The following is a 14,947-nucleotide window of genomic DNA, read 5'->3' on the forward strand; positions in this document are numbered from 1 at the left end:
TCTTACAGCAACTGAATTTTTTTAGCCTTTGCTTCTGAACGTCATACAGGTAGTCTGACGAAAATTTTTTGACCTAACGGAAAGAATCAAGGAAGCTCACATGAAAAAGGTACTGATACCCCTAATACTGTTTTTCGTTTCTACCGCCAATGCTACGCAGGATAAGGCTGCACTGGTGGATGCCGTACTGAAGCAATCCAGCATCGAAATTTCCATCATGAATATGCCTGCACAGTTGTCTCAACTGCCAGCCATGATGCCAATGGAGGCACAGCAAAAACAAGTTCTGATGGATGATGTTGTGGCAACGATTATGAATGACTTTAACGAAGTTGAAGTATTCAACGCCGTTAAACAGCATTTTGTACAGCAGGGTGACAGCGATAAATTGCGTTTAGTCCTGAATTGGTTAAATAGTCCGGAAGGTCGGGAGATCACACAGGTGGAAATCCTGGCGCAACAAATCGACCCACTGGCAATGCAGCAATATATTATGGCTTTTACTCCAGAAGCGTTAGGGCGACGTAAAATGGCGTTGTTTAGCGATTTGGTTGCTGCTTCTGAAATGAACGAAATGATGTTCAAGATGATGGAAAAGTTCATGCCTGCCATGATGAAGGGCGTGGTGGAAATTGATAAGGCGCTGGGCCAAAATCGCATCAGCGATCCGGTGGAGTTTGAACGGACCTTTCGCAAGCAAATTACCATGATGCGTGATCAACTGGGGCCTATGTTGGAAATGCAAATGGTTGCTACATTTAGCTATATGTTTCGCGATGCTTCTGACCCGTCATTAGAGGCCTATAGTGAGTTCCTGGCGTCAGAAGCTGGACAGCATTACATGGCGTTGAGTGTCGATTCAATATTAGAGTACGGCGTTGACTGGATGGAACACATGTTGACCGGAATGGCAAAAGTCATTGTCGCTAATAGTGTCAATGAGTAGGTAAGCAATGCCGATTATTGGACCAGTTTTTGAGTACTTAATAAGTGACTAAAAACTGGCTAGGCATACTTTTCCTCGAATTTTCCTCAGTCTGCTATGCTCCTTAGTATGAAAAATCATGTGAGCTGACTGAATATCTGATTTTGTTGCTCCATTTAAAAAACGTGATTTAAGGAGTGCTATTTTGGATCTAACCTCAAAATCGGATGCGGAAATACATCAAATTGCAGAACCCATTTATCGTGAGCTTGTTGAAGGTTCAAATACCAGAAATTGGGATGTATTCACCAAATACGCTCCGGAAGAACTAAAAACGCCGGAGCTTAAAAGGGATGTAGAAGAGCAATGGAAGCACGTCCCTTTTTTAACTTCTTTAAGTGAACAAAAAGAGTTGTTGGGTATTCTTCGCAGAGGAGAAACCATTCATGTGCTCTGGAAGCAGTGGAGTCTCAACGATGATATGCAATACCTTGGGGTCTTAATTTTACAAAATCAGGTTTCTCCAATCAGAGTAAATGGCTTTTTTTTCAAATAAGGGACATTTACTAGCAGGCTAAACCAATTTCAACTCCATAAACTGGGCGGTGCCAGCGGCTTCATCCAGTTGATATAATTTAAAACCAAATTTGTTGTAAGCCTGAATGGCGGCTTTGTTATTGGATAACACTTCCAGAGTCACTTTGCAGCAGCCGTCTTTTTTGGCCTTTTCTGCAACCGCAGATAGTAAATGCTTACTTAATCCTTGCCCTCTGAAATCGCTGTGCACCACAAAGTCATGGATATTGATAAGCGGTTTGCAGGCAAAGGTGGAAAACCCTGTAAAGCAGTTACACATGGCAGCGGGTTTGCCTTCTATATAAATGATAAAGGAGAATGCACCCGGAGTCTGTGCCAGGGATTTAGCCAGATTTTGCTGAACAAATTCGCTCAGTGGTTCGCCACCACCCATAGGGTCCTGAGCATAATGATTGAGCATAGCAACTAAATCACTGGCCTGATGAGGGTTGTTGTAATCTACTTCGATAAGGTTAAACGTCATGTCTGTGTTCCCTGTTAATTCCTGTTGTAGCCGCTGGTATCCCCTGTTTTAGCGCTAATCCGGCCTGATGGGTGGCTAATTTCGGTAATTCGCATTTTTTACTTGTTCAATTAAATTTTTGGTGCTAGTTTTAATCTTGTTCACACCTGAACATCCTTGTTACTCACGATTTCTATCCGAGAATAAACAAAATAATTGACCCAGACAACAGCAAACACGCCAGAGGCGTATCACATCAATTATAAAGATCCTTCCATATGAACCTGACTGAACTGAAAAAGAAACCCATCAATGAACTCGTCTCTTTAGCGGAAGAAATGGGCATTGAAAACATGGCCCGCGCCCGTAAACAAGACATCATCTTCGCGATCCTTAAAACTCACGCAAAAAGCGGCGAAGATATTTTTGGCGACGGTGTCCTTGAAATTTTACAAGATGGTTTTGGCTTTCTGCGCTCTGCTGACTCATCTTATTTGGCCGGACCGGACGATATCTATGTATCTCCCAGCCAAATCAGACGCTTTAACCTTCGCACTGGTGATACCATTTCAGGAAAAATCAGACCGCCAAAGGATAGTGAGCGCTACTTTGCACTGTTGAAGATAAACCAGGTTAACTTTGATAAACCTGAAAATTCCAGAAACAAAATTTTATTCGAAAACCTGACGCCACTGCATGCAGAACAACGCCTGAGAATGGAACGTGGCAACGGTAGTACCGAAGACATTACCGCGCGAGTGTTAGATCTTGCTTCTCCTATCGGTAATGGTCAGCGTGGTCTGATTGTAGCCCCGCCAAAAGCCGGTAAAACATTGTTATTACAGAACATCGCCCAGTCAATTGCTGCCAATCACCCGGATTGCCAGTTAATGGTATTGCTGATTGATGAACGTCCGGAAGAAGTAACCGAAATGCAGCGCCTGGTGCAGGGCGAAGTGGTTGCCTCTACCTTTGATGAGCCAGCCAGCCGTCACGTGCAGGTGGCTGAAATGGTGATTGAGAAAGCCAAGCGTCTGGTAGAGCACAAGAAAGACGTGGTTATTTTATTGGATTCAATTGCTCGTCTGGCACGTGCCTACAACACCGTTATTCCAAGTTCCGGTAAGGTACTGACTGGTGGTGTTGATGCTAACGCGCTACACAAGCCTAAGCGTTTCTTTGGTGCGGCTCGAAATGTAGAAGAAGGTGGCAGCCTGACTATCATCGCAACGGCATTGATCGATACCGGCTCTAAAATGGATGAAGTTATCTACGAAGAGTTTAAAGGTACCGGTAACATGGAATTGCACCTGAACCGCAAGATTGCGGAAAAACGCGTATTCCCGGCTATCGACTTTAACCGCTCTGGTACCCGTCGCGAGGAGCTACTGACTTCACAGGATGAGCTGCAGAAAATGTGGATCCTGAGAAAAATCGTGCACGAAATGTCAGAGATTGATGCGATGGAATTCCTCATTGGCAAGCTGTCTATGACTAAAACCAATGATGAGTTCTTTGATGCCATGAAGCGTCAAAAGAGCTGATAAACGGCAGAAATACCAAAAAAGGCGCTGTTTTAGCGCCTTTTTTTATGCTTTTAGTAAGCTTTAGTTCACTGGTTTTTTGATGCGATCCAGCAGCATATCTTCCAGCTCAAAACGCTCTTCCAGTTTTTCTCCCAGCAACGTCAGATTCTTCACAAAATCCTGCATTTCCTGTTCATCGTTTAGCTCGGCATAGCTGTCATTGAAAGACAAAGCGGTATCCGTTGTCGCCTTGATCTTTTCCGTGACCTCGCTGATCCACTGTTCGTTATCGGCGTTTTGCTCACACTCGCCCAGAATTTTATCGTACAGCTCAAAATGGCCGGTGGAGGCATAATCCATTAATGTTTCACAGAAGGCTTCAATATCTTCGTACCCAGGTAACGCATTGCTCGTTCGCTCAAACGGCGGTAAAGCCGCTAATTTACAGTATTGCACCAGCAAGGTTTTACGCTCTTCCAGCCAGGTATCGATAAGTTTATGGATGCCACCCCATTTTTCTTGCGCTTGTTCAATTCGGGTTAACATGATTTATACCTTCTGAGTTATGATAGATGCCTTGTCAGAGACAATAGAATTTCCAACTAACGCACCCATTTGATTCTGATTTCAGTATAACAAAAACTTCAGCCACCAAAAGTGTTGTTTGTCTACCTGCTGATAACATTTCCCGGTGCGGGGTGGCAACAGACAGGAGCAGTGCAGTTTGATTCAACAAAATCCGGTATTTCACGACGTGGCAGACGCCTGGTGGATTGTGGTGAGCAAAGAGAATATTTTGCAGTATTCAGAGCAGCCAGGGTTGATCCGGGGCAGTTGGCAAACTTTGACCGAGTTTCACGCCTGGCAGGACGATGTTATTCAGGTGGGTGAAGTGGATTCTTTGCCCTGTTACATGCTGGATCTGGAATCACAGTTTGTAGCAACAGATGAATTAGACAGCCTCAGTCTGCGCGCCATGTTGATGCAGTTACCGGGTGAATTGTTTTCTGTGGTATCCAGGGCCTGGCAGGTAGCGTTGTTTCTGCGTACCCACCGTTTTTGTGGTTGCTGCGGCAACAAGATGAGTCGGGTAGACTGGGAATTGGCAACCCAGTGTCACACTTGTCATCACCGTTGTTATCCACGCATTTCGCCTTGTATTATTGTGGCCATACGCAAAGGCAATCAAATATTACTGGCCAAAGGCGCCCATCATAAAAACGATATGTATTCTACACTGGCGGGTTTTGTAGAAAGTGGTGAAACACTGGAGCAGGCTGTACACCGTGAAGTGTTTGAAGAAGTGGGGGTTAAGGTGAAGAATCTGGAGTACTTTGCCAGTCAGCCCTGGCCATTCCCGCATTCGTTAATGTGTGGGTTTTTAGCTGAGTACGACTCGGGTGATATTAATGTCGACGGGGAAGAAATTATCGCCGCACAGTTTTACGATTTCGATGCACTGCCCAATATTCCACCCAAATTTTCTATTGCTGGTCGGTTGATCTCAGCCACAGAACAGAAAATCAGAAACGGGTAATTTGGGGTAACTAATTACCTCAGAAATGCGTCGCCGAACAAAATAAAAAGGCCCTTTCCGGAGAAAGGGCCCTAATTTCTGTTAGCGTCTTGGTCCTGTTAATTCAGGCTTCTTAATTGTTTGGAAGTCGTTAACTGCAATAAGTTATAGCAGATAATTAAAAAGAATGACAAGTTTTTTTGTTTAAAAAAATATCAATAGTCGCAAAAGTTCTCTTTCCTGGCTTGTTTTTGTGTAGAATAGCGCGGTTTCTAAAATTCTCTCAACTGCCCATGGCGTAAGGTATTATGACCCAGCAAAGCAATCCGAATCCCCTAAAGAATGATCGTTATCTCAGAGCATTATTACGAGAACCTGTCGACGTTACGCCGGTATGGATGATGCGTCAGGCTGGTCGCTATTTGCCAGAATACAAAGCCACCCGCGCTCAGGCCGGTGATTTTATGTCATTGTGCAAAAATACCGAGCTGGCCTGCGAAGTTACGCTACAGCCTTTGCGTCGTTATCCCTTAGATGCTGCTATTTTATTTTCCGATATTTTGACCATCCCGGATGCGATGGGACTGGGGCTGTACTTTGAAACCGGTGAAGGACCCAAGTTTGAACGCCCCTTGAGTAATATGGCTGACGTTGAAAAGTTACCGATTCCCGATCCGGAATCGGAACTTGGTTATGTGATGGATGCCGTCAGAGCCATTCGCAGTGCGTTGCAAGGCAGTGTGCCACTGATAGGGTTTTCCGGTAGTCCCTGGACTCTGGCCACCTACATGGTAGAGGGTGGCTCAACGAAAACCTTTGGGAAAATCAAGAAAATGGCGTTTTCCGATCCCGCCGCCCTACACCTGTTGCTGGATAAATTAGCCGATTCAGTGGTGTTATACCTGAATGCCCAGGTTAAAGCGGGGGCACAATCGCTGATGGTATTTGATACCTGGGGTGGCGTGTTGTCGCCGCAGGCCTATAAAGAATTTTCCTTGCAGTATATGGAAAAAATCGTGGCTGGTCTGATCCGTGAAAACGAAGGCCGCAAAGTACCGGTAACCCTGTTCACCAAAAATGGGGGACAGTGGCTGGAAGCCATTGCCGCGACAGGTTGTGATGCGGTTGGACTGGACTGGACTACTGATATTGCTGATGCCCGTGCTCGGGTGGGCGACAAGGTGGCGATTCAGGGGAATATGGACCCTTGTATGCTGCATGCCCCGGTCGAGCGCATCGAATCGGAAGTCGCCTCAATTTTGGCCGGATTTGGTGAAGGCACTGGTCATGTGTTTAATTTGGGCCATGGAATTCATCCTGATATCGATCCGGATAAAGCCGGTGCGTTTATTCACGCGGTCCATAAACTGAGCGGCCAGTACCACAGATAAACAGGTGCCGCGGCGCGGCTTTAATTGACAGAACATCCGGTCTTTTATCATTGCGCTGCCTGAACACGGCTATCAGGCAGCCGCAATTGTTACATTTTGTGAATGAAATAATTCATATAATTCAAGCAGTAAAGAAACTTTGCGTGATAGATCCAAAATGGACTATGATGTGGAGATGTCTATATAATTTCCACAAAAATTGTAGGGTGTAGCTAAATGTCCAGCGTACTGTTAGTTGAGGACGACAAGGAAATGAGCAGTTTGGTGGATGTGTTTCTGTCGGGAAATGGCTTTACCATCACACCGGTGGAAACCGCCAAAGACTGTTTTTCGCAGGTGGCGAAAAGTAATTTCGACCTCATTATTTTGGATCTGACTTTGCCGGATGAAGACGGTCTGGTTATTTTGCGCAAGTTAGTGAAGCGCACAGCGACGCCGATTATGATCATTTCAGGCCGCAAAACCGATGATGACAAAGTGGCGGGCCTGGAGTTAGGTGCCAAAGATTACCTCGGCAAACCCTTTTCCCTCAAAGAATTACTGATACGGATCAAAAACGTGCTGGGACTACCGCTGGTAGTGGAAACTCAGGATGAAGATTTAACCTTCCACGAATACGTGTTGAGCCAAAAACGTCGGGCACTGTTTGACGTGGATGGCAATCGCATCGAACTGACTCAGCACGAGTTTAAAGTACTGGCCACTTTGGCGCGCAGATACAACGAAGTGGTGCCCCGTGAAGAAATCGTAGAACAGGTTTCTGATCTGGATATTCCGGAAAATAACCGCGCTGTGGATATCAGTATCAGCCGTTTACGTAAAAAATTAAACGACAATGAGAAGCCGTTCCGCATCATCCAGACCATTCGCGGTGAAGGATATATGCTGCGCAACTAAATCACATGCCTGTCAGGCGCTGTCTGGCATGCCCTTTTCGATAGTGCGAATTAACCTCAGGGTCAGTCGCCCGGTGGATTCTTTCGCCTGTTTTGCTTTTTTCTGTAATTGTTCGGCAATTGCCCAGTCAATGTGACGCTGCACCAGCGCTGAAGCGTCATGCTGTTTTTGCTGTAAGGCCTGCAAAACTGCCTCACTGTATTGGGCGTTGCCCAGCGCAATACTGATGTTGCGTTGCCAGGACTGAAAGCCAATGCGTCTGATGGCAGAACCCTGCATCTTGTTCAGAAAGGTTGACTCATCCCATGCAAACAGTTCGAGTAACGTGGCCTGCGATAAATTGTGGCGGATCTTAAAATCCGGTTCGTCACTGATCTGAGCATAGCGATTCCACGGACAAATCAACTGGCAGTCATCGCATCCATAGATACGATTGCCGATGGCGCGACGAAATTCTTCGGGAATGTCACCTTTGTTTTCGATTGTCAGGTAACTGATACAGCGCCTGCCGTCTACCACATACGGGGCCACAATGGCCTTGGTGGGGCACACAGTAATGCAAGCTACACAACTACCACACTTCTCTTCAGTTGGGGTATCTGTTGGCAAGGGCAGGTTGATAAAAAGCTCCCCCAGAAAAAATAGCGAGCCGGCATGGCTGTTCAGGGTCAGGCTGTGTTTACCGGTCCAGCCGATCCCCGCTTTTTCTGCCAGTGCGTGTTCCAGCACCGGAGCCGAATCCACAAAGGGCCGCCACTGCGCTGACGGTACCAGCTCTGATATTTTCTCCCCCAGCTTTTTTAGCCGGTTACGCATCACTTTGTGATAGTCTCTGCCTGTGGCGTAGCGACTGATATAGGCCCGTTGATCATCTTTCAGGTTTTTAGCAAATTGCGCATCATCGGGCAGGTAAGCCATGCAAACACTGACAACGCGCAGGGTGCCCGGCACCAGTTTAGCCGGGTCCAGGCGTTTGTCGGTATTCTCGGTTATCCAATGCATATCGCCGTAATATCCATTGTCTAACCAATTCTGTAACGTTATTTTATGACTTTCCAGGTTAATATCAGCGATACCTACTTGCTGGAACCCAAGTTCCTGGCCCCAGATTTTAATTTTTTTGCTGAGCTCAGTATAAGTATCGTCGGGAAGGGCAGACATTGAAAACCTTTAAAAACCTATTTCAACGAGAGAGTTTAACACACAATATTTATACCGCAGACCAGGTTCGTCTGGTGGAGCCGCGCGCCGCTGAGCTGGCGGGGATCAGTCTCTACCAATTGATGGAAAACGCCGGTGCGGCTGTTTACGAACTGATAATTAAACAATATAGCCATGTTAAAAAACTGATTGTGCTGGCAGGACACGGAAACAATGGTGGTGATGCCTATGTGGTGGCACGACTGGCACTGGAAGCGGGGTTGATGTGTGATGTGTGCGAATTGGGCAATCCGCAAAAGCTGTCTGCCGATGCCAGACTGGCGCGCAGTAAATGGCTGAGCCAAAAAGGTGGAACCCGCACAGCCCACAACCTGGATTTCAATCAGTATGATCTTTGTGTCGATGGGATGCTGGGCACAGGTATTAAAGGCGCCGTTAAAGCTCCTTATGCCGAAGTGATTTCGCGCCTCAACGACAGTGTTATTACCGTAGTCAGCATCGATATTCCCTCCGGCATGAACGCCGATACAGGCTATGCTTCAGGCGTTGCAGTGCAGGCCGATGATACTTGCACCTTTGTGGGCATTAAAAGCGGCCTAAAAACCGGTGAAGGCAAACAGTATTGCGGCCATCTGCACTTTTTTGACCTGGGAATTGGTCGTGAGTTTCAACGTATTGCAGTGCAGGTAGGTAAAATCATTGACTTTCAGATGCTGCCGCCCTTACCCAAAAGACGCATCAACGCCCACAAAGGCGCGATGGGAAAATTACTCTGTATTGGCGGCAATGAAAGTTATGCCGGCGCAATCCGACTCACCGCTGAAGGTGCGTTGCGCACCGGAGCCGGACTGGTTAAAGTGTTTTGTCATCCGGGCTCGCGTTCTACTATAAACGGTACTCGTCCGGAAATTATGGTAGAAACCCGTACCGAACAACTGGCTGATACCTTGTCCTGGGCCAATGCCATTGCCATTGGGCCAGGTCTTGGAAAAGATCTGTGGTCTGTGACTTTACTGGAGGCCACGTTGCAGCATTGCCTGCAGTTTCACAAACACCTGGTGATTGATGCTGATGCCCTGAACCTGATTGCTGAGCACTATCGCCTGGCGATCCCGAAAAATCTGGCAATTATTACACCTCATTCCGCTGAGGCTTCGCGTTTGTTAAAATCCACCCCCAATGCCATTGAATCTGATCGCTATCAGGCAGCGGCTACCCTGACTCAACATTTTGAGGCTGTGGCTGTGTTGAAAGGCGCGGGCACGCTGATCGCATCCCAGGAAAACACCTGGGTGTGCAACAATGGCAATCCGGGTATGGCCACCGGAGGTATGGGGGATGTGTTAACCGGTATTCTGGGGGCCCTGCTGGCCCAGGGAATGAGTAACCGCCTGAGTGCCCTGTACGGTGTTTGTCTGCACAGTTGCGCGGCTGACCTGGCAGCACAAGAAAATGGTCAGATTGGCTTGTTAGCCAGTGATTTGTTCCCATATATACGTCGACTTATTAACACCGAAAAACGCGATTGATCCGGAGTGCGTTCACATGAAACAAACGATTCAGAGTCGTTCCGAACAGGATACGGAACAACTCGCACAAAACCTCGCCCGGTTTTGCCTGCAAAACCCCGAGGCCTGGACAATTCACCTGAATGGCGATTTGGGCGCCGGGAAAACCTGTTTTAGTCGGGGATTTATCGCCGGACTTGGCCATCAGGGCAGTGTAAAAAGTCCTACCTACACCCTGGTAGAGCCCTATGATTTAGGTAGCTTTAAAGTGTTTCACTTCGATCTGTATCGGCTGGCTGATCCGGAAGAACTGGAATTTATGGGGATTCGGGATTATCAGCAACAGGACACGATTAATCTGATCGAATGGCCGGAAAAAGGTGCCGGTTGGCTGCCAGCCCCGGATCTGGAGATAACTATTGAGTTTACCGACCAAGGGCGTAGTATAGAACTTCTAGGAAGGTCTCCCAAGGCAAGGGAACTGATACAACAATTAAAATAATATGTATCAATGAAGATATTGTTGCGCTACTGCCTGCTGGTTTTTTTGTGCTATCCGGTTAGCGGAGGGCTTGTCGCGCCTGAAGCTCATGCCAGCAATAATTCCATCAACAGTGTTCGCATCTGGCCTTCGCCCACCAATACCCGCGTTGTGCTGGACTTACAGCAGCAACCTAAATACAGCTGGTTTATCCTGCAGAACCCACACCGACTGGTCATCGATTTAGCCGACACCAAAGGCGATTTGGATTTCGCAAAAATTGATAACAGCAGTGAATTGGTTAAAAAAATCCGTTACAGCCGGCCAAAGGCGAATGGCGATGTGCGCATAGTGCTGGAACTGGACAAGAAGGTCACCCCGCAAATATTCTCCCTGCAACCCACTGCACCATATGGCAACCGTTTAGTGGTAGATTTGCCTGACGAGCGGGATTCGCAGCGCAATATGATCGAGCAGCCGGTGAACAAACGTCATCAGGACATTATTATCGCGATAGATGCCGGGCACGGTGGAGAAGATCCCGGCTCAATAGGCCGTGGTGGTACTTTTGAAAAAAATGTCACCCTGAAAGTGGCACGGGAGCTGGCAAAACTGGTGGATGGCGAGCCGGGGATGCGCTCTGTGTTGATCCGCACCGGCGATTATTATCTGACACCCAATCGCCGGCCTGAAATTGCGCGGGAAAAGAAAGCCGATTTATTTGTGTCAGTACACGCTGATGCCTTTACGCAACCACAACCCAATGGCTCATCGGTATGGGTTTTATCCACTGGCCGGGCCAACAGTGAGTTAGGTCGCTGGCTGGAAAACACCGAACAGCATTCCGAGCTGTTAGGCGGTGCTGCTGAGGTGATCCAGGATACCAACAACGAGCGCTATTTAACGCAGGCACTGCTGGATATGTCCATGGACCATTCCATTGCCACCAGTTATGACGTCAGCCGTAATATATTATCTGAACTTAAAGGCATGATGAAACTGCACAAGAAAAGCCCGCAGGCAGCCAGTCTGGCGGTGTTAACATCGCCGGATATCCCTTCGGTGCTGGTGGAAGTGGGGTTTATTTCCAATCCCAAGGAAGAGAAAAACCTGAACTGGCGTAAACATCAGCAAAATCTGGCTCAGTCTATCTTCAAAGGGATACGCTCACACTTTTTAAACAGCCCACCTGATGGAACGTTATGGGCAAAGCAAAGACCTAAAAATCGCACCCACCGGGTGGAACGCGGAGATTCCCTCAGCGAACTGGCTTTGCGTTATAATGTCAGCGTTAACAATTTAAAAAAGGCCAACAATCTCAATACTGATATTGTCAGAATAGGCCAGGTTTTAAATATTCCGCAAAGTTAAACAACGAGTCGAAGTCTCTTGCCGATAAAAGTGTTACCCGCCAGGTTGGCGAACCAAATTGCTGCCGGGGAAGTGGTTGAACGTCCCGCTTCCGTGCTGAAAGAACTGCTGGAGAACAGCATAGATTCGGGCGCCACACAAATAACTATCGATGTGGAAAAGGGCGGACATAAGAAAATCAAAGTAACCGATAATGGGTCGGGCATTGTCAAAGATGAATTAATGCTGGCGCTGAGTCGTCATGCCACCAGTAAGGTTGCTGAACTGGAAGATTTGGAGCACATTGCCACCCTGGGATTTCGCGGTGAGGCCTTGGCCAGTATCAGTTCGGTGTCGCGATTGACTCTGACGTCTCGTCCTGAACAACAAACCGAAGCCTGGCAAGCCCGAAGCGAAGGCCGCGATATGCAGGTGCTTGTTGAGCCTGCGGCTCACCCACAGGGCACCAGTGTGGAAGTGCTGGATTTGTTTTTCAATACGCCTGCCCGTCGAAAGTTTCTGCGCACCGAAAAAACCGAATTCAATCATATCGAAACGCTGTTCACGCGTATTGCGTTGAGCCGATTTGACGTGGGAATGAAACTACTACACAACGGCAAGTTAGTTAAATCTTTGCCTGCGATAACCTCAGATGACGAGCAGATAAAACGCATCCAGCAGATATGCGGCACCAGCGTTAGTCAGGATTTTTTGTATCTGGACAGCCAGTATCAGCAATTTCGACTGCTGGGATGGGTGTCCAGGCCCGGTGCTTTTCGATCGGTGAACGATACTCAGTATGTATTTGTTAATAACCGTATGATGCGCGATAAATTAATTCTGCATGCTATCCGGCAGGCATTTGAAGGGCAGTTACCGCCGGATAAATTTCCATTTTTTGTCTTGTATCTGACCTTGCCTCATCACGAAGTCGACGTGAATGTACACCCGGCGGAACACGAAGTGCGTTTTCATCAGGCGCGTCTGGTGCATGACTTTATCTATTCCGCGGTGAATGATGCTCTGAATAGCGGTGGTGCTTGCGCTGTTGAGCCGGCCGGGCCTGAGGCAAACGCGGATTCCGGGTCTGCTTTGACGGCAAAACCGGCTTCCCAAAGACACAATTATCAGCCGGACCGCGACTATATAAAACCGCTGCAAAGTTACACGCCGCAAACCGGACGGTATCAGGGAAGCTATAAATCTCAATCCGCAACCACCATTGAGGAAGCCGCGGGTAATTATACGCAACTTATGCGCCCACCAGTGTCGCAGACCGATGTTCCGCAACCAGAATATAAGGAGTCTGCTCAGGCAAAGTACAGCAGGGGGTTTGAAGTACCGGGAATGGGCTGGCTGTTACACAAGCAAGAGCAGGTTTATTTTGTACCGATGCAAAATTTAATTGTGCATTATTTGCAAGGTCGCTATCTGACTGAAAGCCCGGTATCTCAACCTTTGTTGTTGCCGGTCTCTGTCGTTAAAAACAGTCAGATTGACACTGAAACCCTGTGTCACAACGCCGCCCGAATAGGCATGAAGCTGGAACCTTATCACAATAAGTTGATACTGAAGCAGGTGCCGGTGGGCGCCAGAAATCAGCGTTGGCAGGATATTGTAACGGCCCTGAGTGACGCTGACGAATGCACATTAGCTTCACTCTTGCACTGTCTGGCGCGGTACTGGCAACTTGACGGGCTGGTGGATACACAGCAATTATTCGAGCAATATACGCAAAGCGTGGCATTGGAAAACTTTGCGGAACAGGGCATTGTTCCCGTGCCACTTCACACATGGCTACAAGAATTTCATGGCAACTGATAAACAAGGGCTACCTAAAGCCATTTTCCTGATGGGACCCACCGCCTCAGGAAAAACGGATCTGGCGATTGAGTTGGTGCAAAGTGGGTTGTGCGAAATTATCAGTGTTGATTCCGCGCTGATTTATCAGGGCATGGATATCGGTACTGCAAAACCCACTGAGCAGGAACAACAAAAAGCGCCTCACCGCCTGATTGATATTCTGGACCCGGCTGAATCCTATTCCGTCGCCCAGTTTCGAGATGACGCGCTGCGTGAAATGCAGGATATTACGCAAACCGGGCGTATTCCCTTGCTGGTGGGCGGTACTATGATGTATTACAAAGCCCTGACCGATGGCATTTCCACGTTACCGGAAGCAGACGATACTGTGCGTCAGCAGATCAGTGCAGACGTTGAAACTCATGGCTGGCAGGCATTGCATCAGGAATTGCAGCGCATCGATCCGGTATCTGCAGCCCGTATCCATCCCAATGATCCACAACGATTAATGCGCGCTATTGAAGTATATCGGATATCGGGAAAATCCATGACAGAATTGACGGCAACACGGTCGTCATCTATACCCTATAATATACTTCAACTTGGGATCGCCCCCGAGGATCGAAGTGTATTACACCAACGTATTGAGCGCCGCTTTGATATTATGCTGGAAAATGGCTTTCAGGATGAAGTTGAGCGGTTGATGCAGCGCACGGATTTGCATCTGGATTTGCCGTCTATGCGGTGCGTTGGTTATCGTCAAATGTGGTTATATCTTGTAGGAAAGTATGATTTTGACGAAATGCGATACCGTGGTATCGTCGCTACAAGGCAATTGGCCAAGCGTCAATTAACCTGGCTGAGAGGTTGGCCGGAGTTACATTGGCTGGATACGTTTGCCGATAATAACGTTAACAGGGTCAAAGACTTATTCTCAAAGTTGTAACTTGAATTTGCTGTGGTAAGACCCAAATATCAGGAGTGTATACAGTCCAGGTAAATCCTGTATACTGTATTTGACTTGCCCAATTGTGGGCAGCACACACAACCAGAACAACAAAAAAGATAAGAAGAACAAGAGGCTGAAAATGGCTAAGGGACAATCACTACAAGACCCGTTTTTGAACGCTTTGCGTCGCGAACGTGTTCCCGTGTCGATATATCTTGTAAATGGCATCAAGCTGCAGGGACAAATTGAGTCCTTCGATCAATTCGTCATTTTGTTAAAAAATACGGTAAGCCAGATGGTTTACAAGCATGCAATTTCTACTGTCGTACCGGCCAGAGCGATTCCAATGGTTGCGAACGATCAAGGAGATGGAGATAATATTCAGTCTGAATAATTACCCA

Annotated in this window: 15 protein-coding genes; 12 read left to right on the forward strand and 3 right to left on the reverse strand. The window is 47.5% G+C overall.

Features of this window, described 5'->3' with window-relative positions:
• The first annotated feature begins 100 nt into the window (after positions 1-100).
• On the forward strand, positions 101-946 hold the full coding sequence (locus tag LJ740_RS14565) for a hypothetical protein (RefSeq protein ID WP_229529841.1): 846 nt from the start codon (positions 101-103) through the stop codon (positions 944-946).
• A 184-nt stretch (positions 947-1,130) separates the two neighbouring features.
• Complete coding sequence (locus LJ740_RS14570) at positions 1,131-1,481, forward strand: hypothetical protein (protein ID WP_229529842.1); 351 nt, start codon at positions 1,131-1,133, stop codon at positions 1,479-1,481.
• 18 nt (positions 1,482-1,499) lie between these two features.
• Here the strand turns inward: LJ740_RS14570 and LJ740_RS14575 are convergent, their stop codons facing one another.
• Positions 1,500-1,985, reverse strand: coding sequence for a GNAT family N-acetyltransferase (locus tag LJ740_RS14575; RefSeq protein ID WP_229529843.1), 486 nt, complete (start codon positions 1,983-1,985; stop codon positions 1,500-1,502).
• 257 nt (positions 1,986-2,242) lie between these two features.
• On the opposite strand from LJ740_RS14575, the gene rho reads away from it, so the two are divergent.
• Complete coding sequence (rho, locus tag LJ740_RS14580; RefSeq protein WP_229529844.1) at positions 2,243-3,508, forward strand: transcription termination factor Rho; 1,266 nt, start codon at positions 2,243-2,245, stop codon at positions 3,506-3,508.
• A 63-nt stretch (positions 3,509-3,571) separates the two neighbouring features.
• Here rho and rsd read toward each other — a convergent pair whose 3' ends face one another.
• Entirely contained in the window at positions 3,572-4,036 is a 465-nt protein-coding gene (gene rsd / locus LJ740_RS14585) for a sigma D regulator (protein WP_229529845.1), read from the reverse strand.
• Between the two features lie 178 nt (positions 4,037-4,214).
• Here rsd and nudC point away from each other — a divergent pair, with 178 nt between their 5' ends.
• From nudC to LJ740_RS14600, 3 genes are all read left to right on the forward strand, one after another.
• Positions 4,215-5,027: an NAD(+) diphosphatase gene (gene nudC, locus LJ740_RS14590; protein WP_229529846.1), complete on the forward strand. Its 813-nt coding sequence runs from the start codon at positions 4,215-4,217 to the stop codon at positions 5,025-5,027.
• A gap of 287 nt (positions 5,028-5,314) precedes the next feature.
• Entirely contained in the window at positions 5,315-6,397 is a 1,083-nt protein-coding gene (hemE, locus tag LJ740_RS14595; RefSeq protein WP_229529847.1) for a uroporphyrinogen decarboxylase, read from the forward strand.
• 216 nt (positions 6,398-6,613) lie between these two features.
• Entirely contained in the window at positions 6,614-7,294 is a 681-nt protein-coding gene (locus LJ740_RS14600) for a response regulator transcription factor (RefSeq protein ID WP_229529848.1), read from the forward strand.
• A gap of 12 nt (positions 7,295-7,306) precedes the next feature.
• Here the strand turns inward: LJ740_RS14600 and queG are convergent, their stop codons facing one another.
• Positions 7,307-8,455, reverse strand: coding sequence for a tRNA epoxyqueuosine(34) reductase QueG (gene queG / locus LJ740_RS14605; RefSeq protein ID WP_229529849.1), 1,149 nt, complete (start codon positions 8,453-8,455; stop codon positions 7,307-7,309).
• Between queG and LJ740_RS14610 the strand changes: the two genes are divergently transcribed.
• From LJ740_RS14610 to hfq, 6 genes are all read left to right on the forward strand, one after another.
• Positions 8,455-9,984 (forward strand): NAD(P)H-hydrate dehydratase, encoded by a 1,530-nt coding sequence (locus LJ740_RS14610; protein ID WP_229529850.1) that lies wholly within the window; start codon positions 8,455-8,457, stop codon positions 9,982-9,984. The two genes, queG and LJ740_RS14610, sit on opposite strands and share 1 nt — an antisense overlap.
• Positions 9,985-10,000: 16 nt before the next feature.
• On the forward strand, positions 10,001-10,465 hold the full coding sequence (gene tsaE / locus LJ740_RS14615) for a tRNA (adenosine(37)-N6)-threonylcarbamoyltransferase complex ATPase subunit type 1 TsaE (RefSeq protein WP_229529851.1): 465 nt from the start codon (positions 10,001-10,003) through the stop codon (positions 10,463-10,465).
• A gap of 9 nt (positions 10,466-10,474) precedes the next feature.
• Positions 10,475-11,815 carry an N-acetylmuramoyl-L-alanine amidase gene (locus LJ740_RS14620; protein WP_229529852.1) on the forward strand — a complete coding sequence of 447 codons (1,341 nt, stop codon included), beginning with the start codon at positions 10,475-10,477 and terminating at the stop codon, positions 11,813-11,815.
• Positions 11,816-11,833: 18 nt separating this feature from the next.
• Positions 11,834-13,615, forward strand: a complete 1,782-nt coding sequence (gene mutL, locus LJ740_RS14625) for a DNA mismatch repair endonuclease MutL (protein WP_229529853.1) — start codon at positions 11,834-11,836, stop codon at positions 13,613-13,615.
• A complete protein-coding gene (gene miaA / locus LJ740_RS14630; RefSeq protein ID WP_229529854.1) occupies positions 13,605-14,543 on the forward strand; it encodes a tRNA (adenosine(37)-N6)-dimethylallyltransferase MiaA in 939 nt (312 codons plus the stop codon). Before mutL ends, miaA begins: the two co-directional genes overlap by 11 nt.
• A gap of 142 nt (positions 14,544-14,685) precedes the next feature.
• Positions 14,686-14,940 carry an RNA chaperone Hfq gene (gene hfq / locus LJ740_RS14635; RefSeq protein WP_229529855.1) on the forward strand — a complete coding sequence of 85 codons (255 nt, stop codon included), beginning with the start codon at positions 14,686-14,688 and terminating at the stop codon, positions 14,938-14,940.
• Positions 14,941-14,947: the final 7 nt, after the last annotated feature.

The sequence above is a fragment of the Planctobacterium marinum genome, from assembly GCF_020687805.1.
GTDB lineage: Bacteria > Pseudomonadota > Gammaproteobacteria > Enterobacterales > Alteromonadaceae > Planctobacterium > Planctobacterium marinum.

Excerpts from the sequence above, each read along its gene's own strand:
- LJ740_RS14565 (WP_229529841.1), top strand. The coding sequence starts at position 101 with ATGAAAAAGGTACTGATACCCCTAATACTGTTTTTCGTTTCTACCGCC.
- LJ740_RS14575 (WP_229529843.1), bottom strand. The coding sequence starts at position 1,985 with ATGACGTTTAACCTTATCGAAGTAGATTACAACAACCCTCATCAGGCC.
- rho (WP_229529844.1), top strand. The coding sequence starts at position 2,243 with ATGAACCTGACTGAACTGAAAAAGAAACCCATCAATGAACTCGTCTCT.
- rsd (WP_229529845.1), bottom strand. The coding sequence starts at position 4,036 with ATGTTAACCCGAATTGAACAAGCGCAAGAAAAATGGGGTGGCATCCAT.
- hemE (WP_229529847.1), top strand. The coding sequence starts at position 5,315 with ATGACCCAGCAAAGCAATCCGAATCCCCTAAAGAATGATCGTTATCTC.
- LJ740_RS14600 (WP_229529848.1), top strand. The coding sequence starts at position 6,614 with ATGTCCAGCGTACTGTTAGTTGAGGACGACAAGGAAATGAGCAGTTTG.
- queG (WP_229529849.1), bottom strand. The coding sequence starts at position 8,455 with ATGTCTGCCCTTCCCGACGATACTTATACTGAGCTCAGCAAAAAAATT.
- tsaE (WP_229529851.1), top strand. The coding sequence starts at position 10,001 with ATGAAACAAACGATTCAGAGTCGTTCCGAACAGGATACGGAACAACTC.
- LJ740_RS14620 (WP_229529852.1), top strand. The coding sequence starts at position 10,475 with ATGAAGATATTGTTGCGCTACTGCCTGCTGGTTTTTTTGTGCTATCCG.
- miaA (WP_229529854.1), top strand. The coding sequence starts at position 13,605 with ATGGCAACTGATAAACAAGGGCTACCTAAAGCCATTTTCCTGATGGGA.
- hfq (WP_229529855.1), top strand. The coding sequence starts at position 14,686 with ATGGCTAAGGGACAATCACTACAAGACCCGTTTTTGAACGCTTTGCGT.